Genomic DNA, 20841 nt, shown 5'->3' on the forward strand with positions numbered 1-20841 from the left:
TCCCCCAAGGTCTCAGCAACAAGAAATCCTCGCTACGAATACTCACGTAGCGAGGATTTTCTCGTAACACAGTGCCTAGCGCAGGATTCCTAGCTGGCGCGCCACCTGCGCGGCCACACCGATAAGTGGCCAGCAGGCCGGCAATGATGCCCACACTGGTCGCAGTGCCTCCGGACCACTCATAACGCGGGATAATTACTTTCTCTTCTGGTTGGCTTCTGCCTTCTTCTCTTCCGGCTTCGGAAGGAGCAGCTCATAGACATCGGTATCGCGCCACTGGCCGGCTAGCTCACCATAAGTCATCTTTGCCATGTGCGAGTAGGTACCCACCTTGACGAAGCCGCGGGACTTGTGGAGACCAGCGGAACCTTCGTTCTCCGGGAAAATCCACGAATGGATGGCCCACTTGTGCAGGTCACGGCAGACCTCGATGAGCTGATCCAGCAAAGCACCACCGATACCCCTGCCCTGGGCTTCCTTGCTCAGGTAGATGGAATCCTCCACCACTCCGTGGAACACGGTCCGAGTGGACGCCTGCGCAGCGCAGACCCAACCGAGAACCTTCGAGTCATCGTCTTCCTCAACAGCGACGAAGACGGACGACATAATCTTGACGTTCTTAAATTCCTCGAAGGTCAACGAGCGGGTCTCGTAGGTGGCGTGACCAGTGTTAAGGCCCTGCTCATAGATTTCCCGCATTTGCGGATAGTCCGCAGCGTTGAAGGGCCGGATGCGGAAATCCTTCTTCTTGTCTTTCGCGTTGTCGCTCATGGAACAATTATTACTGAGCGCACTGCGTTAATGCCAAGCTGAGAGCAGGCAGATCGCCATTCGCGAACGCGTTAATTCTCACCCTCCAACAAATCGGTGACGAGCTCTGCAATGGCAGAGCGCTCAGAGCGCTGCAGGGTCACATGCGCAAAGAGCTCATGCCCCTTGAGTTTCTCAATGACTGCCTGCACACCATCGTGGCGACCAACGCGCAAGTTATCGCGCTGGGCAACATCATGCGTGAGCACCACACGGGAGCCGCGGCCCAACCGCGACAGGACAGTCAGCAGCACATTGCGCTCGAGCGACTGGGCCTCGTCGACGATGACAAAGGAATCATGCAAGCTGCGGCCGCGGATATGGGTCAGCGGGAGAACTTCCAAGAGACCGCGGTCTTGGACTTCCTCCATGACGTTGTCGGATACCAAGCCTTCCAGGGTGTCATACACGGCCTGCGCCCATGGGTTCATCTTCTCGCTCTCAGAGCCTGGCAGGTACCCCAAGGACTGCCCGCCCACCGCATACATCGGGCGGAACACCACGATGCGGCGGTGCTCGCCACGTTCCAGCACTGCTTCCAAGCCAGCACACAACGCCAGCGCGGACTTACCCGTGCCCGCTCGGCCGCCGATGGACATGATGCCCACGGAAGGATCTACTAAGAGATCCAACGCAACGCGCTGCTCGGCGGAACGGCCTTGCAGGCCGAAGACGTTGGTATCCCCGCGCACCAACCGCACGGTGCCCTCAGGCGTCATGCGTCCCAGTGCTGACTGCCCGCCTGCCTGCAGCGTCACGCCACAGTGCACCGGCAGGTCTTCGACGCGGGTGCCGGCGGTGGTCACGGAGCCGTCGATAAGCACCTCGCCCTCCCCGTAGAGTTTATCGATGACCTCGGAACTGGTGGGCACGGTGGCCATGCCGGTGTAGCCGGTGAGCACAACGTCCTGTGCATGGTACTCATCGGCCTGCAGGCCCACAGCGCCAGCCTTGACACGTAGCGGAACGTCCTTGGTCACCAGAACGGTGTCCTTCCCCTCGTGCTGGAGGTTGAGCGCGCACGCGAGGATTCGGTGGTCCCCCTCCGGCCCACGGAAGGCTACCGGCAGCAGGGATTGGTCCTGGTGGTTAAGCTCCACGCGCAGTGTTCCGCCCGCGGCATTGACGGGCAGCGGTTGGTCTAGAGCTTCATAAGTGGCGCGGAGGTCCTCCAAAAAGCGAAGAGCTTGGCGGGCGAACCAGCCAAGCTCCGGGTGATGACGTTTTCCTTCCAACTCAGAGATAACGACGATGGGCAGCACCACATCGTGCTCTGCGAATTTACGCAACGCCCAGGGGTCGGAGAGAAGGACGGAGGTATCGATGACATAGGTCTTGGTTGCCACAGCGGCCTCGTGCGGCTGCTCGGTCAGGACGGAAGGATTGGTCATAGCGGCAGGGTTCTCCCTTGTTATGCCCGCCCCTACTCATCGACCTGGGAGGGCATGGTGAAGCTGGTGATTGTCGGACTGCCCGGAGACTGCACTTAACCTCCGGACACCGTCCACGCTAGAGAGTGAAGGTTGAAATTACATGGGTGCAAGATGAACAGTATTAAAACGGCATTCACCGCAGTCACACCATTCCCACGAGTTGGGAGCCGTTTTTAGCGAAGCCGTGACCATGGAAAACAGAAACAGGCTCCGCACCGTTCTATCAGTGCGGAGCCTGTCTTAAAAGCTCAACGGGTGACTATTCCCGTTTTATAGCTCTGAGTCTTTAGTTGATCGTGGCCTCGTACTCGCCGGACTCACCCTGCAGCCAGGAGATAGTGCCGTTGGTGAACTCCTGTACCCAACCGTTGCCCTCGGCCTGCTCCGGGGCAGTCGGCAGGCCAACCTTGCTCTCAAGGCCGCCTTCCTCGGTCCAGGTCTCGGCGATCTTGCCAATAATCGGCTGGGTGCCTTCACCCTCAGCGAATGCCAGCAGCTTGTCCTTGGCAAAGGTCGCAACGCTGCCCTTGTCGGTGGTCTCGATGGACTCCGGGTCGCCCCACTCAGCAGCCTTCTCCTTGATGGCCTGAGCGAAGTCAGCAGGGACCTCTACATCACCATTGGCGGTGGATACGCCCTCCTTGTCACCCTCGGCGCCAGCCTCAGAGTCAGCGGAGTCTGATTCAGAGGAGTCAGCACCCTCAGCATCGGAAGGATCCGCGGACTCGGAGTCCTTCATGGAATCCTTGGCGTCCTGAGCGGCAGAGCCGGCAGCATCGGTAGCGTCGGACGCGGCGGACTGTGCGGCGTCGCCAGCCTCCTTAGCGGCATCCTCAGCATCCGAGCAAGCAACGACGCCTAGGGACAGGGTGGCGGCGGCGATACCAGCAGCGAAACGACGAGTCATCTTCTTCATTCTTAGGCCTTTCTCTTCTAGTTGAGCACTGTTCTAAGTACTTTTGTTGAGAACGAAGCCCACCGTAGGCATAGCCAGCACGTCTTGCCACCATCCAGCCTATGATTTGACAACAAAGAGGTTTCTTTATCTACGTTTCCGCTGTTGAGAACCCTTATATCTTTTCGGTAACGGTTTGAAAATCGAGCCCTTTTGAGACTTTCCTTGGGCCCTTCTGCGTTCTTGCTTAGCCTTTGCTTTATCGCGCGCACTGCGCTTCTCAGCAGTGTTGCGGGAGGAATTCCGCGTCCTTCCCTTGGCCACCCCGACGAAGTCCTGAATCTCGTCGCCATCGTCAGCCCGGCGCCACACCAAAGCGATCTCCGTGCGCGCAACGGAAGGGTCCTCCAGCCCAAGTGCGACTACCTGCTTCTTGCTCAGCACCTTCAGCAGGGGGCGAGGTGCGATGGCCACGCCCACGTTGGCTGCCACAATCTGGAGGGCGGTGCGCAGCGCGGGAACGTCGACGCTGCCGTCCTGCGCAATCCGGTAGTTCACGATCTCTTCGGCGACGTCCTCTGGTGAAATGTCCTCCCCCACCTCCGCGTAGACCGAGTCTTTCGGCACCGCAATACCAGGCGCCTCCTCATAAAGACGGACCACATGGAAGCTGTCATCAACCCGCGAATCTGGCAGGCGGGTCAGCGCGAGGTCTGCCTCATGCGCGAGAAGAACCGCCATCGCATCATCGGCGTCGACGGTCACCAGGGACTCGGGAGAATGCGAGTCACGGTAGCGGCGAAACCACTTACCGGGTTCTGTACCAGTGGAAAAGACAAGGCGGAGCATGCACCTCATACTACGTTGCTGCTAGCGTGGTGAGCGTGACTGATACCCCAAATAATGAAACCCCGACCACCGAAACCCAGCAGCCTTCCGGTACCGCCATGCGCGCGCAAACCGCGGCCAAGAAGCTGGGCATCTACCTGCCGGCCACCCCGGAGGAGTTTCAAGCCAACGCAGTAACCCACGCGCAACTGCGCGACTTGCAGGAGAATCCGCCGGAATGGCTCGCTAACCTGCGCCGAGAAGGCCCGCATCCGCGCCCAGTGGTGGCACAGAAGCTGGGGATCTCCGTGACCGCGCTGAAGAAGAACGAGATGGACCGCCCTCTCACCACCGCGGAAATTAAAGAACTCCTCAGCGCAATGCCCGAGTGGCTCGAGGCCGCCCGGAAAGCTCACGCTGAGGAGCGTTCGGAAGCTTAGACCAACTTCCAGTCTTCGAGGCCGTCGTAGAGCGGGAAGTCCGCGGCGACCTTCTCCACGCGGGCGCGCAGCTTGGCGACGTCCGCGTTCTTGCCGTTTGCCAGTGCGGTACCGATGACATCGGCTACCTCGGTGAAGGCCGCCGCGTCGAGGCCGCGGGTAGCCAAGGCCGGGGTACCGATGCGCAGGCCGGAGGTGACCATCGGCGGGCGCGGATCATTCGGAACCGCATTGCGGTTCACGGTGATGCCGACCTCGTGGAGAAGGTCCTCCGCCTGCTGGCCATCGAGCTCGGAGTTGCGCAGGTCCGCCAGGACGAGGTGCACGTCGGTGCCGCCGGTGAGGACGTCGACACCTGCCTTGGTGCAATCCTCAGCGGTCAGGCGCTCAGCCAGAATGCGAGCACCTTCCAGGGTGCGTTCCTGGCGCTCCTTGAACTCCTCGGTGGCCGCAATCTTGAGGGCGATAGCCTTTGCCGCGATGACGTGCATGAGCGGACCACCCTGCTGCCCCGGGAAGACGTTGGAGTTGATCTTCTTGGCAAAGTCCTGCTTGGCCAAGATAATTCCGGAGCGCGGGCCACCAAGCGTCTTGTGCACGGTGGAGGACACAACATCGGAGTGCGGCACCGGTGAAGGGTGCAGACCGGCGGCCACGAGGCCTGCGAAGTGCGCCATATCCGTCCACAGGTAGGCGCCGACCTCATCAGCGATGGAGCGGAAGTCCTCAAAGTCAATGGTGCGCGGGTAGGCGGACCAACCTGCAATGATTACCTGCGGCTTCTCAGCCAGAGCCTGCTCGCGCACCTTATCCATGTCGAGGCGCATGGTTTCCGGGTCAACCTCGTACGCGGCAACGTCGTAAAGCTTGCCGGAGAAGTTCAGCTTCATACCGTGGGTCAGGTGACCGCCATGCGCCAAGGACAGGCCCATGATCTTATCACCTGGCTGGATCAGCGAGGCCAGCACAGCAGCGTTGGCCTGCGCACCGGAGTGCGGCTGGACGTTGGCAAAATCGGCGCCAAACAGCGCCTTGGCGCGATCGCGTGCCAGGTCCTCCACGACGTCGACGTGCTCGCAGCCGCCGTAGTAGCGGCGTCCCGGGTAGCCCTCTGCGTACTTGTTGGTGAGAACAGAGCCCTGTGCCTGCAGAACCGCGCGGGGGACGAAGTTCTCCGAAGCAATCATCTCGAGGGTATCGCGCTGACGAGCAATCTCACCGGAGATAGCATCGAAGACCTCGGGGTCAAGATCGCGCATCTCCTGGTAGCGCACGTCTGAATTGTTCGTAGTCGTCATGAAAGCGTGGTGTCCCTTCCTAAAGATGGTCAAGATCGCCAGCAGTGCCCGCTCGCAGCACAACACCACCGGCTTTAAAAATCGCCGAAGCTAGTTCTACATCCTAACGCCCGCATCCCCCGCGCGGGGGCCTCTAGGAATCTTTTCATTCGGGGCAATTGCACTAGGCGCCTGATGCAGTGCGACAATAGTCGGCATGGCGCGAATGACCGATGCGAGCCCGTACCTCGATTTTGACCGTGATACGTGGCGTGCCCTGCGTAAATCCATGCCACAGGTGCTCACGGCAAACGAGGTGGAAAAACTCCGCGGCATCGGTGACCGCATCGACCTCACCGAGGTAGCAGAGGTTTACCTCCCTCTTTCGCGTCTCATTCATATGCAGGTGGAGGCCCGGCAAAAACTCACCGCGGCCACTGAAGCCTTCTTAGGTAATCCGCCGACGCACGTGCCCTTCGTCATCGGCGTCGCCGGCTCTGTTGCCGTGGGCAAATCCACGACAGCACGCCTGCTCCAAGTGCTCCTTGAGCGCTGGGAATCCCACCCGAAGGTCGACTTGGTAACCACGGACGGCTTCCTCTACCCCACCGCCTACCTCAAAGAACACGGTCTAATGCAGCGCAAGGGCTACCCGGAGTCCTATGACCGCCGCGCGCTGATGCGTTTTGTTACCGACGTTAAGTCTGGCAAACCTCTAGTCACGGCCCCGCTCTATTCGCACGTGTCCTATGACATCGTCCCCGGGGAATTCCAGGAAGTCCGGCAGCCGGACATCCTCATCTTGGAGGGCCTCAACGTGCTGCAAACCGGCCCGACCCTCATGGTCTCCGACCTGTTCGACTTCTCTGTTTATGTGGACGCCCGAGTCGACGACATTGAGAAGTGGTACATTGACCGCTTCCTCAAGCTCCGGCACACGGCTTTCCGCGAGCCAGGTGCGCACTTCGCCTCCTTCGCGGACATGACGGATGAGGAAGCCTACGTGCAGGCCCGTGAAATCTGGCAGTCCATCAACCTGCCCAACCTCATCGAGAATATTTTGCCCACCCGGGTGCGCGCTTCCTTGGTTCTGCGCAAAGGCTCACACCACTTGGTAGATCGGGTGCGGATGCGCAAGCTGTAGCCAGCGAACTGAAATTAGCGTCCGAAGCGGCGCGAGCGCTGAGAATAATCGCGCAAGGCGCGTAGGAAATCTACCCGGCGGAAAGCAGGCCAATAGGTATCGGTAAACCAAATCTCTGAATAAGCAGCTTGCCACAGAAGGAAGCCGGAAAGGCGCTGTTCGCCGGAGGTGCGGATCACAAGATCGGGATCCGGCAAACCTTTGGTGTAGAGGTTGCCCGTGATGGCCTCCGCCGTCACGCTCTCCGCTATTTCCTCCGCGCTCAATCCCTTTTCGGCTTCGCTGCGAATGAGGCTCTGCACGGCGTCGACGATTTCTTGACGCCCACCGTAGCCCACCGCGATGTTAACGATGACGCCCTGATGATCCTCCGTGGCTTCAGCAGCGCACTGCATTTTGGCGGTAACTTGTTCAGGAAGCAGATCCAGGTGCCCCACGAGACGAATTTGGCAATCCAGGTTCCCTTGGGAGAGGTGCGTGACAACATCGGAAATGATGTCAAAGAGCAGCTGCACTTCCTGCTCGCTGCGCTTCAAATTTTCCGTCGACAACAGGTAAATAGTGACGACCTCAATGTCGGTGCCTTGGCACCAAGAGATCATCTCACTAATTTTCCGCGCCCCCTGGCGGTGACCGTGGCTAATATCCGTAAAGCCCGCCTCGCGCGCCCAGCGGCGATTGCCATCCGCCATGATTGCCACGTGGCGCGGCTGCGGTTTGTTCTTAATCTCACGCGTTAGACGCGCCTCATACAGGGGGTATAGGAGCTGGCTTAGGAACTTCACGGTGGGGAAACGTCCTCTGCGTTAAAAGATGGACTTCTTACTGTTATCGAGGATGCCGGCTTCCTTCATTGCCGCATCGACCGCCTCATCGTCGAAAGGATCAATGCCGTGATCCTGAGCGAACATGGTGCGGCGACGGAAACGCGAGTAACGGCGGTGAAAATTCCAGCCTGCGAAGAGGACGGCAACGCCCATCAGGGCAAGGATGAGCAAACCGATAGGCGAGGCCTTACCGAACTCTGGTCCTACCGGCCCGCTTTGGCTCCCCTGGGCGAGCAGGGCGACGTCATGCGCCGCGAAGTACAAAGCGTTCATGTTTTAAGACTCCCCTACTTCCGGGATTCCCGCAAATAAATCATCCTCCGGCAGCGCCGTCGAAACGCGGGTCTTAGCCAACTCAAATTCCTCCGTGGGCCAATGCTCCTGTTGCACGGACACCGGCGTCGCAAGAAAGGCACCGGCCGGATCAATTTGGGTGGCGTGAGCGCGGAGAGCGTCCTCACGGTTTTGGAAGTAGTCCGCGCACTCTACCTGCGTGGTCACTCGCGCCATGATGTCACCGAAGGCGGTATCCCACCGCGCGAGCATTGGCTCATACGGGCTCACCTTTCCCTCTTCCACAAGGAGGTCGTGGAAAATCTTCATCCTTTGATACACAAAGCCGTGCGTGTAATAAAGCTTCAGCGGCTCCCACGGCTCCCCCAATTCTGGGTGGTACGCGGCATCGCCCGCTTTTTCCCACGCCAACATAGACGCCCGGTAGACCATGAGATGATCCGGGTGCGGGTAGCCGCCGTTCTCGTCATAAGTAATGATGACGTGAGGGCGGAACTCACGGATAATCTCCACCAGCTCTTGGGCTACCTCATCATCTTCCTTGAGAGCAAAGCAGCCCTCAGGAAGCAGGTCCTTAATATTAGGTGCGAGTGGGTTTCCGGGAAGGCCCGAGTCCACGTGCCCAAGCCAGCGGTGTTGCACGCCCAAAGCCGCGGCCGCTTCCGCCATTTCCTCTCGACGAATACTGCCCATGTTCTCAAGGACACCAGGGCGGTCCATGGCTGGGTTGATAATATCCCCACGCTCACCACCGGTGCAGGTGACGACGAGGACCTCCGCCCCTTCCGCAGCATACTTCGCGGTTGTCGCCGCACCCTTCGAGGATTCGTCGTCAGGGTGCGCGTGAATAGCCAAAAGGCGCTTCGTACTCACTGGGTGCTACATCTCCCTACATTGCTTCTTTAAACAGACGCCCAGTCTAGTGGATACTAACTTCGCGGCGACCGTTGGATAGAATCAAACTCATGTCTGACGCCCAACCTGCTTCTCGCTCCTCACGTTCACAGTCTCGCTACGGCTCCACGAACAGCTCTCCGCTCAAGGGAGGCTCGTGGACCAACCGGGCACTGGTATTGGCGTTTTTGGGGATGCTCGTCGCGGCCATCATCTTTGGCGTCCAGTACTTCCGCGGCCAGCAGAAGGTCAACGCAGATATATCCTATGTCACCCACGAGATTCTCTCCGATGACTCCATGCGCATTTGGGTAGACATCACGCGCAACCGCGTTGAAGAACCTGCTTATTGCATCGTGCAGGCTTTTGACTACTCCAAAGCGGAGGTCGGCCGCCGCGAATTTGCTGTGCCGGCCGGCGGCGAGTCTGCCCAGCGCGTCGCAGTGGACATCCCCACCAATCACCCGGCTGTCGCCGGTGGCGTCTACGGCTGTTCTGGAAATATTCCTTCTTATCTCGATACCAACACTATGGATACAGCGGGTGAGGCAACCGACAACTAAAAGCCCAGCTGTGCTAGTATGTTGAGCGTTCTGAATGGGCTGCGCCACCTGCACTTTTACGCCCGTTCTTTGAGAAATAAAAGTGATCATTAGAAACCGTATACGGAAGGTTGCACTATGGCTGAGCAGCAGAAGCAATACATCACCCCGGAAACCAAGGCCAAGCTCGAGGCCGAGCTGCAGGCCCTGATCGACCACCGCCCGGTCGTCGCCGCGGAAATTAATGAGCGCCGCGAGGAGGGTGACCTTAAGGAGAACGCGGGTTACGACGCCGCCCGCGAGATGCAGGACCAGGAAGAGGCCCGCATCAAGCAGATCTCCGAGGTTCTGGCTAACTCCACCACCGAGCGCACCGCCGTCCAGGAGGGCGTTGCCCACATCGGTTCGGTTGTCCACGTTTACTACAACGGTGACGAGGAGGACCGCGAGACCTTCCTCATTGGTACCCGTGCTGCTGCTTCCGACAATAAGGATCTCGAAACCTACTCTGAGCAGTCCCCGCTGGGCGCTGCCCTTCTGGGCGCCGCCGAAGGCGAGACCCGCGAGTACACCGCGCCGAACGGCAAGACCTTGTCGGTGACCGTAGTCTCCGCTGCGCCTTATGATTCCGCAAAGGCCGCAACTCCGCGCAAGTCCTAATTTATACTGCTCTTAGGTCACCGTTTTTCTGAGAAAGAGTTTTATCCCCATGAAGAAGTTCACTCGTTTCGCCGCCGCTGGTTTGGTTTTCTCCGCTGGCCTCACCCTCGCTGCCTGCCACCCTCCGAACCAACAGGATTCCACTGAGAAGGTAGACACCGGCGCCACCTTCACTGGTGAGGCCCCCGGCTCTGGTGCCGCCGCATCCTCCGAAGCAGCGGCTGAGACCGAGGTTGCTGAGACTGGAGTTGCTGGCACCGAGGTTGCTCCGGCCGGATACACCACTGCCCCGGTTCAGCAGTAGGCTCTGCGGAAACTTGAAGCGAAAGCGGCAACCCGAATATTCGGGTGCCGCTTTCAGCGTTTTGAGGGCAATCACCCTCAACCACATACCCCTAGTTTTCTTCGCGGGCCCAATCCCCAATGACTCCCGGCAGCACCGCAGGCGCTTCGCCGAGCAGGTCACGGCGGTTGGGGTCGCGCTCCACCTGCGTCGTGACGGATTTGATCCGACGCTCACCATCGCTCCCGCGTGCCATTCCGCCCATCAGGGGCATCATGCGCATCCCTGCACCACGGGCATTGCTAACACCCGACTTCGCGCCGTGCGCTCCGCCGGCAGCGCCCACGACACCACCGGCGCTGCCACCGGCACCAGCGCCACCAGGACCGGCCACGCCGCCCATGCCACCCACACCAACCGCACCACTGCCTGCACTACCGCCTAGGAGGCCACTGCCGCTTAGCGACGCCCGCCCCTCCCTCTGCTGACCAGCCCCTGTTACGGCCCCTGGAAGGCCACCGAGTACCGGATGCGTTCCGGTCTGCGGCCCGCCGAAGGAAGAATTCAAGCCGCCCAAGCCCGCTGCAGATGTGGTTGGATTCGCTGATGCCTCCGGCAAACGACCATTGAGTCCCGCAATTCCTCCGGGAAGCTGGTTGCCACGTCCATCAGCGAGACCGACTGATCCCAATCCGTTGAGACCACCTGCCGCATAGGGCGCACCGCCCGGGGCAGTCGTGGCTCCTGTCATCGTGCCGTGAACCGGGTTAAGAGCCCCGACTCCCGCACTAGCGGCCGACGTGTTTACCCCGGCTGCATCGATGGGCGCCAGCGCCTCACCAAAGCCAAGGTCGCTAAGAATATCGCGCCCACGGTTCTGCAATTCTCCATGAAACTTCGCGATGTCCTCAGCGCCCATCCCGACGCCACCAAGCCCTTGGATCTGGCCGTTTGCGACGTCAAAAGACCCAGGCCCCACAGCGCCACTCTGTATTGCTTCAGCAATCTTTTGGGGCCAGGCAACCCCATCTGTGTTGTACCGGTTTCCGTCGCCCGCGACGGCCCCAAAATGAGTGCTTGTATCCCCACCGCCACTGGGTGGTGCCGCATCCATGAGTGCATGCTGATACGGCATAGCCGAAATCACTTGCTGCTGCAGAACACCCTGCATATAGGTCAATGCTGCTTTTTCAGCGGCTGCGCGTGCAACAGGATCTGGAATCGCGGCCACCTCGAATGCCAGGGCAATGGCTTCGGGTTGAACGTTCACTAGCTGCGCTTGGAAGCCAAATAGCTTCTGCTGCATAACATTTGCATTAGCGATGAAGTGTGTTCCTGCCTGCGCGACCTCACGAATCTTGTGGGCCGCACGAGTAGTAGCTTCGCTGTCATTCTCCGATTCCAAGGACGCGGCTGAGCGCTCAAGTCCAGCGACGATATCGGCGACTTCCCCACTCAGCGCTCCCCACCGTGCGTTGGCTTCCGAAACGTCCCAGAAGCGAGTGCTGAACAAATTCGATGCCAGGCCCATAATGGATGCGCCGGGATCCACGATTGGAACAGTAAACCCAAACGGACAGTAGCCCGGGTCTGGTTGTGACACTATCGGCATCGACGACGCCCCGCCTCCCCCGCCAGCATCAGCGACATCCAGCCCCCGGCTGGTGAGTTCGTCTTGCGATTCGAAGCTTGCTAATTCAGTTTGAAGTGCCTCCCCGAGCCAAGATACCTGTCCCCTAAACCCCTCCAAAGAATTACGCGCCGACCCCGGATCCGTAGCCAGCACGCGCTGGTGAATTGCACCAACTTCACTTAGGCCGGTAACCGTGGAGAAGCCTCCATCTAGAGGACTATGCACCCTTTGCGTGGCCAGAGATAGATTTTGGCCCAGATTGTTAATTGCGTCGACTTGCTGATTTAAATTCTCTTGATTAATAATCATCGCTTACCCCGAGCCCCATCCAACTAGATAGCGGCGCTTGCTAACCTTTCAACGTTTTTACAGTTATCTACTATCGAAATAGCGTCGGACAAGTTCGTCCAAGAGATTGAGAGCGTCCCCTGTACAGTCTCCACATACCCAGTGCAGGTCGCGTTCGTTATAAACGATTCCTCAACAAGGTAGATTGATTTGGCTTCTTCTTCAGTCGCCTCCACCCCGTCAGGGAACGCTGAGCGAACCTCAGAGATAGTGGAATCCCTTGATACCACAGTCACGCTTGCTTTACTTCCATCCTGATCCAGCGCCTCAAACTGACAAGCCCGATATCCAGTTTCGCGTTTAACCGAACCAGTAGACACCAAACCCAAGTCTTCAAACACTGCTTGAGACTCCGTGGTACATGGATCAAACACTTGAAATCCAGGCACCGTACGATCAAACTCACCACGTGGCGGCAGAACCCCACCTCCCGCACGAGGCTCGTCGCGTGAAGCCTGAGCCTCTCGCGACCTCGTGGCGGTGGCATCAGCGACCCCCGAGTCCCCTGAGCCACCGCCGGTGCTATCGCCAGGAAAATTGTGAAAGTCCCCCGGATTATCACCATGGTCGCGAGCACCTAGACCTAGCGGAGATGCGCAGTTTGACAGCACCCCGATACAAACCGCCACCAGCACTAGGCCCCCGATTCGCTTCATGGTTTCCCTTCAACCAACTTTCCTGACTGTCAGAAGCCCCTCACTGAAGCTGATAGCTTCGAGCGGCTTCTGCGACCAGAATGCACGAGAACTATCAAGATGTCGCGTCAGACCCAAATAAGCTTCACGCAATATTTCCAGACAGGTCAATTATTAGACGCCATTAATAGCACTTTTATAAATAATCGCTGGTCGTAGCCTGCAAGAAACTTGGATGCCGGCAGGGAGCTACATGTGACCGAGCTGCCGATTATAACCAAATGGGGGTCCCCTAATTACAACACTGTTAACTTCCGGGTGTCGTTTTTCCAGTAGAAAAGCAGAAAGCCAACCACCTCACATGATCCCACTCAACAACACCTCAAGCTCCACTTAAAAGCCCAGCTAGTTCAGCCGACCTACAAGAGAATGACAACGGCATAGCAACGCATTACTGCGGCTTAGCAGCAGTCACATCAATACCGAAGGACTAGCAATGACCCACTCGTCCCCCGACTTCCGGCTTTCAACCTTCCATAAATCGAACATTTTGCCCATAACCATCAAGAGAACCTTTGGCTTCACAAGCATAACTAAGTGTGTGCTCATCCACGTCGTGCGGGGAAGATGACTATCTCACCGACCGGAATTGATACACAATCACGCGTGGGACTCCAGGAACATTCGTGCTAACTACTGGCTAGCTCCGACGGTTTAGCCCTGAGGTGACAGAGAGAACGCTCCGCCTATAGCCTGCGCTGTGTCCAATAGGAGGTTCTCCGCTCACAAAAGAAACCGACGGCCGACATCACCAAAGTTTGTGATGCCGACCGCCGGTTCGCAACAGCGCTATGAGACCAATTAGTCCCTGAAGTAGCTCAGCAGACGAAGAATCTCGGTGTAGAGCCAGACCAAGGTCACAGCCAGACCAAGAGCGATACCCCAAGCGTACTGAGCCGGAGCGCCCTGACGGATAAGTCGATCAGCTTGGTCGAAGTCCGTCATGAAGGACAGCGAGGCCAAGACGATGCAGACAAGGGAGAAGATGATGGCGAGCATGCCGCCGTCACGCAGCGGATTGAAACCGAAGAAAATAGCACCCAGCATGTTACCCAGCGCCAACACTGCCACACCAGCAATAAGGCCAAACATGATCTTGTTGAACTTCGGGGTGACCTTGACCGCACCGGTCTTGTAGACCATCAGCATGCCGATAAACACACCGACAGTGCCCATGATGGCCTGCCCAATGAGCGCCATGCCATCGGAGTTGCCGAAGGAAACGCCGGCGAACATGAGCGAGAATCCGCCCACGAAAAGGCCCTCAAACACGGCGTAGATCAACGTCACCGCAGCAGAGCCAAACTTCTTTCCAAACGTTGAGACGAGGACAGTAATAAAACCGCCTAGCGCACCAACCAGGGTCAGGATCATCGCAATGCCCGGGTTAACCAACTCGCCGATGGCAAAGTTGAGCACAGCCATAACAATAATGACGCCAAGAGTAATACCAGTCTTGGTCACGACATCATCAACCGTCAGCGGACGATCGGCGCTACGGCTTCCCTGGTTGAACGGATTGTCGCTCTGACCGTAGGGGTTGACCTGGGTCTGGCTTTGGCTGGACGAGAGGGAACTCATGACGGGGTTGCTAGAACGCACGCGAATCCCGATTCCTTTCACAGTCGTTCTCTAAAATGCGGCCACTCGGGGCCGCCTTGTCTTTCACTTCACTAGGATCAACGCTCCCCATTGCTAGGAAGTTCCCAAAAATCTCAAAATTCGCAAAATTATCCCCGTTTAATAGGGACTCGTCGTCAAGCAGTGCCCCTCACCCGCAACGACTGGTTGATTAAACCAGCGTTTCCGCTGGTCATGGCACCCCAGTGGTGCCCCCAGTGGGACTCGAACCCACACTGAATCGATTTTAAGTCGACTGCCTCTGCCGATTGGGCTATGGGGGCCAAACCGTGCCCACTTATCTTAGGGCACGGATAGTCATGAGCTGAAAATAGGGTCGGCTTCTGCGCAACCTCCAGGCCTTAGCCCGCTAGTTTTGCTGCAAGGCCAGTAATGATGCCATCGAGGATGTCCTTCTCACTGATGAAGAAGGAACGCGCCTCACTATTGCGTTCAATCATCGTCATGATGCCCTCGACTGCCACGCATCCACCGCCGATGACATCCGCGCGTCCCGGGTGGATAACGGGATTGAGAGCGCGAACATCCGAAGGCAGACCGATCATCTGTCGGGTGAGCACCCGTAGAGCGTCGAAACGCAGCTCGGAGCCATGAATGGAATCGGCATCGTAGCGTTCCATCCCTTGGGCCAGTGCCGACAGAGTCGTAAACGTACCGGCGCAGCCAACGAAGGTCAGGGCTTTATCGATAGGAACGATCTTCTCAACTTCAGCCATGCGCTCAGCCACGTAATCCGTAGCGATCTCAATTTCTGCTTCGGTGGGTGGATCATTGCGCATGATGCGCTCAGTAAGTCGCACACAGCCCATTTGTGCCGAGTGGGAGCCGAGAATCTCACCGTCGATGGTGCCAACGACGAACTCCGTCGAACCACCACCCAAATCGATAACGCAGTACGGGCCCTCCTCAGAATGCAGGTCCCCCACCGCGCCGGTAAAGGACAGCAGCGCTTCCTCTTCGCCGGAAATAACCTCCGCACGAGCACCAGGCTGAACTTGACCGAGCAGTTCTTCAGTCATGTCAAAGAACTCGCGGTGATTCTTTGCATCGCGGGTGGCTGAGGTGGCCACCATCCGTACACGCTCGACCTTCTCAAACTTCATCTGCTTGACGTAGTCCTCAAGCGCCGCGCGGGTCCGCGCAAGGGCCTCTGGTTCAAACTCGCCGGTGGCGTCGACGCCCTGCCCGAGACGAACAATCTCCATCGTGCGGGAGATATCGCGGATCTTTCCATCTTCCTGAATCTCACTGATAAGCAGACGGATGGAGTTGGTTCCGCAGTCGACAGCAGCGACGCGTGTCATAAGGCTAGCCTTTCTCTTAACCGGCGTTAGAAAAATCGAACTGGGCCATATCAATGCCCAGGTCCCCCACGGTGGGCCAATCCTCTGGGATGGCACTTCCTCGAAGTTTACCGTGTTCTGCGGCCATCGCTACGGCTTCGGTGCCGAAACGTACGCGGCCCGGCCCCTCCGCCAGGGCATAGGCGATGAGAACGTGAAGGCACTTCACGCGCTCAGGCATGCCACCACCGGAAAAGCCAGTACCGAGGTCTTCCATGGCGTTGCGGGTTGTCAGGTAGTGTTCATGCGCGGCTTGGTAATCCTTCTGCAGGTCCTCATCCTCTGCAAGGCGCTGCTCCATCCATTTCATGACATGGGCAACCTCAAGGCGCGATGCTTCGGCGGTCAAGCGCGGGTCGGTGAGGTAATAAAGGGTGGGAAACGGGGTGCCGTCGGGAAGCTTAGGCGCGGTCTTAATCACCGCCGGGGCTCCGTCCGGAGTGCGGTAAGCAATGTCCACGACGCCGCGCGGGTTGCGGCCCAACTGTTCGCGGACGACTTCAAGGTCAGCATCGGTCACGGTCATAGGAACCATTGTGACATGGAGATATGGATGAGTCCTATTCAGCAGGTGTTTCCGGTAGGTTTTCGGCTTCTTCCGATACCGAATCCCACAAAACCGTGTACCACTCGCGGTCATCGGCTTCTTCACGACGCTCTGAGGTCACCGTGTCACCAGAGTCCATGCGCGGATCCATGATGCGAAAGGCCATCTCGCCTTCATCCATGACACCGAAGCGGCGACGTGCCTCTTGCTTGACGTACTCCTCCGAGTTGTATTTATCAATCTCGGTGAGGAGATCATCCTTGTGGGCCTGCTTGGCAGCAATAGAGCTTTCTAGGCGAGCAATTTCTGATTGGCCGTGGTAATAGTTGCGCAGCGGAACAGCAATGGATAGCAAAACTACGAGAACAACGGCAATAATCACGCCGACGCCCAGAATGTCCAGGCCCTTAGGCTGGACCGGGGTCTTCTTCCGCTTGGTGCGCTGCGCGTCGCGGGCACGCGTGTGTACCGGAACGGTGTTCCGGCGCTTCGTGCGGGGAGAAATAGTGCGTGCCATCGGGAAGCCATTGTATCCCGGACCGGCCCCAGTGCCGTGCGGCGCGCGTCGTGTCTCAGAAATAACACCTGTCACAGAAGTTCAGAGTCCGTTCCGGCACGTGCGCTGCGTCAGGTTGACCTCTACGGCTGCCCTCCCAACGCAAAAGGTGCCACAGCTTCCTGTGACACCTTCTGGATTAACACTAGCTCAGCGAGCAGTCCGAGAAGACTGCCACTAGAAGCTAGCGGGCGAACTTAACCCTGGAAGCGCGGGAATGCGGAGCGGCCGGCGTAAACAGCGGCATCGCCCAGCTCCTGCTCAATACGCAGCAGCTGATTGTACTTGGCCACGCGCTCAGAGCGGGCCGGAGCACCGGTCTTGATCTGGCCACAGTTCAGGGCGACTGCGAGGTCAGCAATGGTGGTGTCCTCGGTCTCACCGGAGCGGTGGGACATCATGGTGCGGTAACCGTTGCGGTGAGCCAGCTCGACGGCGTCAAAGGTCTCGGTCAGGGTACCAATCTGGTTGACCTTGACCAGCAGAGCGTTGGCAGCCTTCTTGTCGATGCCCTCCTGGAGGCGGGCCGGGTTGGTGACGAAGAAGTCATCGCCGACGATCTGAACCTTGTCACCGATAGCCGCGGTGAGCTTGGTGTAGCCCTCCCAATCATCCTCCTGCAGCGGGTCCTCAATGGACACGATCGGGTACTTAGCAACGAGCTCCTCGTAGACCTTGGCCATCTCCTCAGCAGTGTGCTCGCCGCCCTCGAAGTGGTACTTGCCGTCCTTGAAGAACTCGGAGGAAGCAACGTCGAGCGCCAGAGCGACGTCCTTGCCCGGCTCGAAGCCTGCCTTCTTGATGGCCTCAATGATGAGATCCAGAGCAGCCTTGGTGGACTCAGCCTCCGGAGCGAAGCCGCCCTCGTCACCGAGGCCGGTGGACAGGCCCTTGGACTTAATAACGGACTTCAGTGCGTGGTAGACCTCTGCGCCGATACGCAGCGCCTCGGAGAAGGACTCCGCACCGATCGGCGCAATCATGAACTCTTGAACGTCAACGCCAGAGTCAGCGTGGGCACCACCGTTAACAATGTTCATCATCGGAACGGGCAGGACATGAGCGTTCGGGCCACCGACGTAACGGTAGAGCGGCAGGCCAGCGGACTCGGCAGCGGCCTTAGCGGCTGCGATGGAAACGCCCAGGATGGCGTTGGCGCCAAGGCGGGACTTGTTCTCAGTGCCGTCCAGCTTGATCAGGGCCTGGTCAATGAGGCGCTGGTCATCGGCCTCGAAGCCGGCAAGTTCATCAGCGATCTCTTCGTTGACGTTCTCAACGGCCTTAAGAACGCCCTTGCCCAAGTAGCGGTCACCACCGTCGCGCAACTCGTGAGCCTCGTGAACACCGGTGGAAGCGCCAGACGGAACGCCGGCGACACCGCGTGCGCCATCGTCGAGGAAGACTTCAGCCTCAACGGTGGGGTTGCCGCGGGAATCAAGAATTTCGCGTGCCATTACGTGGATGATGTCAGCCATACTGCTTTCACTCCTATAGAGCCAAATTGATCTTGGTTTGTGTTCTGGGAGGTGCTCCCAAACCACCTGCAGCCAATTGTTCCAGAAAACTTCGGAACGTGTCGGGCTTAAACGGACAACGTGACAAAGATCTAGGAAGGGACTAGGACGTCGCAGACTGTTCAATGGCGTAGGAGTTCGCCGCTGCCGCCACTTTACGCAGGTAGTCCTCTGATTGGTTGTAGTTAAGGACAGCTGAGCGCCAGCCTTCCGGCGTGGAAAGGTCCCTATCTCCAAAACACAACAATGCGGCGGCACCTAGCGCAGCATCGTCGATCTGGTTGGGATCAGCCACCCCATCGCCATTGGCATCACGACCTAAATGCTCCCAAGAAGAAGCGATAAACTGCATCGGCCCGACGGCGCGATCAAACTCGGTATCGCCGTCAATCACGCCTCCGTCACTATCCGGAACCATGGTGGTGTTATTCGTACCATCGAGAGGTATACCCACGATGGGTGGGTCGGGGTAGCCGTTCTCATCGAGTGAAGAACGGTGAAAGAGATTGCCGTTATAGGTCCCGTGACGGCTTTCAACCCAGCCGATCCCCGCAAGGGTATTCCAGCGCAAATTACAGTTCGGCCAGGACTCCCGCGCAATCAACTCCGCATTGCCATAGGCCCGCAAGGCCTGATCGGGGATGCTGGTGGCATCAGCAAGCTGGTCGGACCACCACGTCAATTTATCCGCCGTGCGCCCCGGACCTTCGACATCAATATTGGGCACTTCTGCCCCACCCACGGGAGGTAGATCCTCTGGGACGGGGGAAAGCTGCCGGAACGGGGATGGCCTATCTAGGAAGGAAAGGCTCCAGGCCACCAGGGAAATGATCAGAATGATAGCCAAGACAATGCCAAGGCCACAGCCCCCGATCCTCCTAAGCCCCTGCGTCATAAAGGTGAATACTACAGCCCGTTGCAGGAAGGGGGTCGAGCGACACAGAGGGCGCAACGAGGCGACTGCATAGACCAGTCTTAGGAAAGTGCGAAGCAGAAGTTATGTCACAATGTTCCCATGCGTAACATTCTGCGCTACACTCCAGCCTTGAACAGAGAGCCGAGGCCCCGCTGGTGCTCCACGTTCTACCACCGTCCGTTCCAGAAACGTGCTTTCCCTTATTCAAGGAGTTCCATGCCCATCCGTCGTATCCTCGCCACTACTTCTGCCGTCGTCGCCCTAGGCGCCATCGCACCCGCCACCGCCTCTGCCGCTTCCCTCACTGAACTGGGCGGCTTCCTTTCCCAGGGCATCCAGTCGGCTGACTGCAACACCCTGCGCAGCACCCTCACGCTTATCGATCGCAGCACCGAAGGCGAGCTCCTAACTCCGGACACCACCCGCAACCAGCTTTCGAAAAACCTCACTGCACTGGGCAACTCCAAGGAGCTTGGTCCGCTGGCTTTCGCCGCTGTGAAGTACGCCGGCCAGACCGCTGACCGCGCCCTCGAGTGCAAGATTGTCAAGGAAGACACCATCGCCACCGGCGGCACGGGTCTATCCTCCAAGATCGCTGACTATGCTCCCCTGCTGTCCTCCATGATCCAGAAGGGCTAGTCCTTCTTTTCTCGGGCCTTACCTTCGGCCCACAGGCGCTCCTGCTCCTCTACCCCCACGATGTCCTCTGAGCCATCAAAAAGGTAGGGCGCGCGGGAGCGCATTTTATTGACGAAAGACATCGCAACATCATCAAGGTTGAAGGCCCCACGGCGTGCCGCGATTTCGGCGTGGAAGAGGATCTGCAGGAAGATATCGCCCAATTCCTTGAGCAGCTCAGCATCCGAAGCGTGCTCCCGCACCGCCTCGGCAAACTCCGCAGACTCTTCCTCCAGATACCGCAGCAGAGTCTCGTGGGTTTGTTCGCGCTCCCACTCCCCCATGCGCCGCGCTCGCGTCATCACCTCGCGCGCTTGCCACATCGGCTCCTCCAAGGAGGGGGCCAGGATGAGCTCCGCGTGGGCGTCGATAAGCGCGCGCACCTGCGGATGAGAAGGATCTGTGCTCACCACAACACCGTGGCCCGCAGGATCCTCCCCGCACAATAACTGGTCGAAGTCCCAGCGAACCTTCACTGGTACTTCATCGGTAAAAACAACAGGTCCCTGCAGTTTTCCAACGGCCTCCATGGGTATTAGGGTGGGCCAGCGCGGATCTAACAACAGGACAGTCATAAGCAACGAGTATAGGTCCCAGCCTCCATGAACTTTCGCTGCAGTTGCACAAAAGCCCGCCTAAAGGG

The 20841-nt window shown here is 58.5% G+C and carries 23 protein-coding genes and 1 tRNA gene; 6 read left to right on the top strand and 18 right to left on the bottom strand.

Annotated features, from left to right (window positions below):
• Window positions 1-195: 195 nt before the first annotated feature.
• The 4 genes from HMPREF2537_RS11315 to HMPREF2537_RS11330 all read right to left on the bottom strand — a co-directional run bounded on the left by HMPREF2537_RS11315 (window position 196) and on the right by HMPREF2537_RS11330 (window position 3987).
• Window positions 196-771 carry a GNAT family N-acetyltransferase gene (locus tag HMPREF2537_RS11315; protein ID WP_010187346.1) on the bottom strand — a complete coding sequence of 192 codons (576 nt, stop codon included), beginning with the start codon at window positions 769-771 and terminating at the stop codon, window positions 196-198.
• Window positions 772-842: 71 nt separating this feature from the next.
• Window positions 843-2201 (bottom strand): PhoH family protein, encoded by a 1359-nt coding sequence (locus HMPREF2537_RS11320; RefSeq protein WP_070529116.1) that lies wholly within the window; start codon window positions 2199-2201, stop codon window positions 843-845.
• 328 nt (window positions 2202-2529) lie between these two features.
• Window positions 2530-3150 carry an LGFP repeat-containing protein gene (locus HMPREF2537_RS11325; RefSeq protein WP_246820322.1) on the bottom strand — a complete coding sequence of 207 codons (621 nt, stop codon included), beginning with the start codon at window positions 3148-3150 and terminating at the stop codon, window positions 2530-2532.
• Window positions 3151-3285: 135 nt separating this feature from the next.
• Window positions 3286-3987, bottom strand: a complete 702-nt coding sequence (locus HMPREF2537_RS11330) for a LysR family transcriptional regulator substrate-binding protein (protein ID WP_070529121.1) — start codon at window positions 3985-3987, stop codon at window positions 3286-3288.
• Window positions 3988-4085: 98 nt separating this feature from the next.
• Between HMPREF2537_RS11330 and HMPREF2537_RS11335 the strand changes: the two genes are divergently transcribed.
• Window positions 4086-4406: a DUF5997 family protein gene (locus HMPREF2537_RS11335; protein ID WP_210383661.1), complete on the top strand. Its 321-nt coding sequence runs from the start codon at window positions 4086-4088 to the stop codon at window positions 4404-4406.
• Here the strand turns inward: HMPREF2537_RS11335 and glyA are convergent.
• Window positions 4403-5704, bottom strand: a complete 1302-nt coding sequence (gene glyA / locus HMPREF2537_RS11340; protein WP_070529124.1) for a serine hydroxymethyltransferase — start codon at window positions 5702-5704, stop codon at window positions 4403-4405. The two genes, HMPREF2537_RS11335 and glyA, sit on opposite strands and share 4 nt — an antisense overlap.
• Before the next feature lie 196 nt (window positions 5705-5900).
• Between glyA and coaA the strand changes: the two genes are divergently transcribed.
• Window positions 5901-6827, top strand: a complete 927-nt coding sequence (coaA, locus tag HMPREF2537_RS11345) for a type I pantothenate kinase (RefSeq protein WP_010187363.1) — start codon at window positions 5901-5903, stop codon at window positions 6825-6827.
• 14 nt (window positions 6828-6841) lie between these two features.
• Here the strand turns inward: coaA and HMPREF2537_RS11350 are convergent, their stop codons facing one another.
• Genes HMPREF2537_RS11350 through mca form a run of 3 tightly spaced genes read right to left on the bottom strand, consistent with a single transcriptional unit; the run spans window position 6842 to window position 8821 of the window.
• Window positions 6842-7612, bottom strand: a complete 771-nt coding sequence (locus tag HMPREF2537_RS11350) for an isoprenyl transferase (RefSeq protein WP_070529137.1) — start codon at window positions 7610-7612, stop codon at window positions 6842-6844.
• Window positions 7613-7633: 21 nt separating this feature from the next.
• Window positions 7634-7927 (bottom strand): hypothetical protein, encoded by a 294-nt coding sequence (locus HMPREF2537_RS11355; protein ID WP_010187365.1) that lies wholly within the window; start codon window positions 7925-7927, stop codon window positions 7634-7636.
• Window positions 7928-7930: 3 nt separating this feature from the next.
• On the bottom strand, window positions 7931-8821 hold the full coding sequence (mca, locus tag HMPREF2537_RS11360) for a mycothiol conjugate amidase Mca (RefSeq protein WP_070529140.1): 891 nt from the start codon (window positions 8819-8821) through the stop codon (window positions 7931-7933).
• 92 nt (window positions 8822-8913) lie between these two features.
• Here mca and HMPREF2537_RS11365 point away from each other — a divergent pair, with 92 nt between their 5' ends.
• The 3 genes from HMPREF2537_RS11365 (at window position 8914) to HMPREF2537_RS11375 (ending at window position 10348) form a co-directional block, all read left to right on the top strand.
• The gene (locus tag HMPREF2537_RS11365) at window positions 8914-9405 is read left to right on the top strand and encodes a DUF4307 domain-containing protein (RefSeq protein ID WP_070529142.1); all 492 of its coding nucleotides are present in this window, start codon (window positions 8914-8916) and stop codon (window positions 9403-9405) included.
• Between the two features lie 117 nt (window positions 9406-9522).
• Window positions 9523-10044, top strand: coding sequence for a transcription elongation factor GreA (greA, locus tag HMPREF2537_RS11370; protein WP_010187368.1), 522 nt, complete (start codon window positions 9523-9525; stop codon window positions 10042-10044).
• A 49-nt stretch (window positions 10045-10093) separates the two neighbouring features.
• The gene (locus HMPREF2537_RS11375; RefSeq protein ID WP_070529145.1) at window positions 10094-10348 is read left to right on the top strand and encodes a hypothetical protein; all 255 of its coding nucleotides are present in this window, start codon (window positions 10094-10096) and stop codon (window positions 10346-10348) included.
• A gap of 91 nt (window positions 10349-10439) precedes the next feature.
• Here the strand turns inward: HMPREF2537_RS11375 and HMPREF2537_RS11380 are convergent, their stop codons facing one another.
• The 9 genes from HMPREF2537_RS11380 to HMPREF2537_RS11425 form a co-directional block, all read right to left on the bottom strand.
• A complete protein-coding gene (locus HMPREF2537_RS11380; protein ID WP_246820323.1) occupies window positions 10440-11879 on the bottom strand; it encodes a hypothetical protein in 1440 nt (479 codons plus the stop codon).
• Window positions 11880-12292: 413 nt separating this feature from the next.
• Window positions 12293-12964 (bottom strand): DUF3558 family protein, encoded by a 672-nt coding sequence (locus HMPREF2537_RS13180; RefSeq protein ID WP_083299021.1) that lies wholly within the window; start codon window positions 12962-12964, stop codon window positions 12293-12295.
• A gap of 840 nt (window positions 12965-13804) precedes the next feature.
• Complete coding sequence (locus HMPREF2537_RS11395; protein WP_070529157.1) at window positions 13805-14605, bottom strand: Bax inhibitor-1/YccA family protein; 801 nt, start codon at window positions 14603-14605, stop codon at window positions 13805-13807.
• Window positions 14606-14830: 225 nt separating this feature from the next.
• Window positions 14831-14907 (bottom strand) — tRNA-Leu (locus HMPREF2537_RS11400).
• Between the two features lie 78 nt (window positions 14908-14985).
• Window positions 14986-15948 carry a Ppx/GppA phosphatase family protein gene (locus tag HMPREF2537_RS11405; RefSeq protein WP_070529160.1) on the bottom strand — a complete coding sequence of 321 codons (963 nt, stop codon included), beginning with the start codon at window positions 15946-15948 and terminating at the stop codon, window positions 14986-14988.
• A gap of 16 nt (window positions 15949-15964) precedes the next feature.
• Window positions 15965-16513 carry a DUF501 domain-containing protein gene (locus HMPREF2537_RS11410; protein ID WP_070529163.1) on the bottom strand — a complete coding sequence of 183 codons (549 nt, stop codon included), beginning with the start codon at window positions 16511-16513 and terminating at the stop codon, window positions 15965-15967.
• Window positions 16514-16547: 34 nt separating this feature from the next.
• Window positions 16548-17051: a septum formation initiator family protein gene (locus HMPREF2537_RS11415; RefSeq protein ID WP_070529164.1), complete on the bottom strand. Its 504-nt coding sequence runs from the start codon at window positions 17049-17051 to the stop codon at window positions 16548-16550.
• 236 nt (window positions 17052-17287) lie between these two features.
• Window positions 17288-18565: a phosphopyruvate hydratase gene (gene eno, locus HMPREF2537_RS11420; RefSeq protein ID WP_070529165.1), complete on the bottom strand. Its 1278-nt coding sequence runs from the start codon at window positions 18563-18565 to the stop codon at window positions 17288-17290.
• Window positions 18566-18707: 142 nt separating this feature from the next.
• Window positions 18708-19499: a lysozyme family protein gene (locus tag HMPREF2537_RS11425; RefSeq protein WP_070529167.1), complete on the bottom strand. Its 792-nt coding sequence runs from the start codon at window positions 19497-19499 to the stop codon at window positions 18708-18710.
• A gap of 237 nt (window positions 19500-19736) precedes the next feature.
• Here HMPREF2537_RS11425 and HMPREF2537_RS11430 point away from each other — a divergent pair, with 237 nt between their 5' ends.
• Entirely contained in the window at window positions 19737-20159 is a 423-nt protein-coding gene (locus HMPREF2537_RS11430; RefSeq protein WP_070529169.1) for a hypothetical protein, read from the top strand.
• On the opposite strand, the gene HMPREF2537_RS11435 is transcribed toward HMPREF2537_RS11430, so the two are convergent.
• Entirely contained in the window at window positions 20156-20773 is a 618-nt protein-coding gene (locus tag HMPREF2537_RS11435; protein ID WP_070529172.1) for a MazG nucleotide pyrophosphohydrolase domain-containing protein, read from the bottom strand. The two genes, HMPREF2537_RS11430 and HMPREF2537_RS11435, sit on opposite strands and share 4 nt — an antisense overlap.
• Window positions 20774-20841 lie beyond the last annotated feature (68 nt).

Origin of the sequence: Corynebacterium sp. HMSC074E01 (genome assembly GCF_001808885.1) — a bacterium.
Classification (GTDB): domain Bacteria; phylum Actinomycetota; class Actinomycetes; order Mycobacteriales; family Mycobacteriaceae; genus Corynebacterium.

Coding starts and splice junctions, on each gene's coding strand:
- HMPREF2537_RS11430 (WP_070529169.1), top strand. CDS start 19,737: ATGCCCATCCGTCGTATCCTCGCCACTACTTCTGCCGTCGTCGCCCTA.
- HMPREF2537_RS11435 (WP_070529172.1), bottom strand. CDS start 20,773: ATGACTGTCCTGTTGTTAGATCCGCGCTGGCCCACCCTAATACCCATG.
- HMPREF2537_RS11355 (WP_010187365.1), bottom strand. CDS start 7,927: ATGAACGCTTTGTACTTCGCGGCGCATGACGTCGCCCTGCTCGCCCAG.
- HMPREF2537_RS11325 (WP_246820322.1), bottom strand. CDS start 3,150: ATGACTCGTCGTTTCGCTGCTGGTATCGCCGCCGCCACCCTGTCCCTA.
- HMPREF2537_RS11375 (WP_070529145.1), top strand. CDS start 10,094: ATGAAGAAGTTCACTCGTTTCGCCGCCGCTGGTTTGGTTTTCTCCGCT.
- greA (WP_010187368.1), top strand. CDS start 9,523: ATGGCTGAGCAGCAGAAGCAATACATCACCCCGGAAACCAAGGCCAAG.
- HMPREF2537_RS11410 (WP_070529163.1), bottom strand. CDS start 16,513: ATGACCGTGACCGATGCTGACCTTGAAGTCGTCCGCGAACAGTTGGGC.
- eno (WP_070529165.1), bottom strand. CDS start 18,565: ATGGCTGACATCATCCACGTAATGGCACGCGAAATTCTTGATTCCCGC.
- HMPREF2537_RS11365 (WP_070529142.1), top strand. CDS start 8,914: ATGTCTGACGCCCAACCTGCTTCTCGCTCCTCACGTTCACAGTCTCGC.
- HMPREF2537_RS11335 (WP_210383661.1), top strand. CDS start 4,086: ATGCGCGCGCAAACCGCGGCCAAGAAGCTGGGCATCTACCTGCCGGCC.
- HMPREF2537_RS11330 (WP_070529121.1), bottom strand. CDS start 3,987: ATGCTCCGCCTTGTCTTTTCCACTGGTACAGAACCCGGTAAGTGGTTT.
- coaA (WP_010187363.1), top strand. CDS start 5,901: ATGGCGCGAATGACCGATGCGAGCCCGTACCTCGATTTTGACCGTGAT.
- HMPREF2537_RS11425 (WP_070529167.1), bottom strand. CDS start 19,499: ATGACGCAGGGGCTTAGGAGGATCGGGGGCTGTGGCCTTGGCATTGTC.
- HMPREF2537_RS11315 (WP_010187346.1), bottom strand. CDS start 771: ATGAGCGACAACGCGAAAGACAAGAAGAAGGATTTCCGCATCCGGCCC.
- HMPREF2537_RS11320 (WP_070529116.1), bottom strand. CDS start 2,201: ATGACCAATCCTTCCGTCCTGACCGAGCAGCCGCACGAGGCCGCTGTG.
- HMPREF2537_RS13180 (WP_083299021.1), bottom strand. CDS start 12,964: ATGAAGCGAATCGGGGGCCTAGTGCTGGTGGCGGTTTGTATCGGGGTG.
- HMPREF2537_RS11405 (WP_070529160.1), bottom strand. CDS start 15,948: ATGACACGCGTCGCTGCTGTCGACTGCGGAACCAACTCCATCCGTCTG.
- HMPREF2537_RS11415 (WP_070529164.1), bottom strand. CDS start 17,051: ATGGCACGCACTATTTCTCCCCGCACGAAGCGCCGGAACACCGTTCCG.
- glyA (WP_070529124.1), bottom strand. CDS start 5,704: ATGACGACTACGAACAATTCAGACGTGCGCTACCAGGAGATGCGCGAT.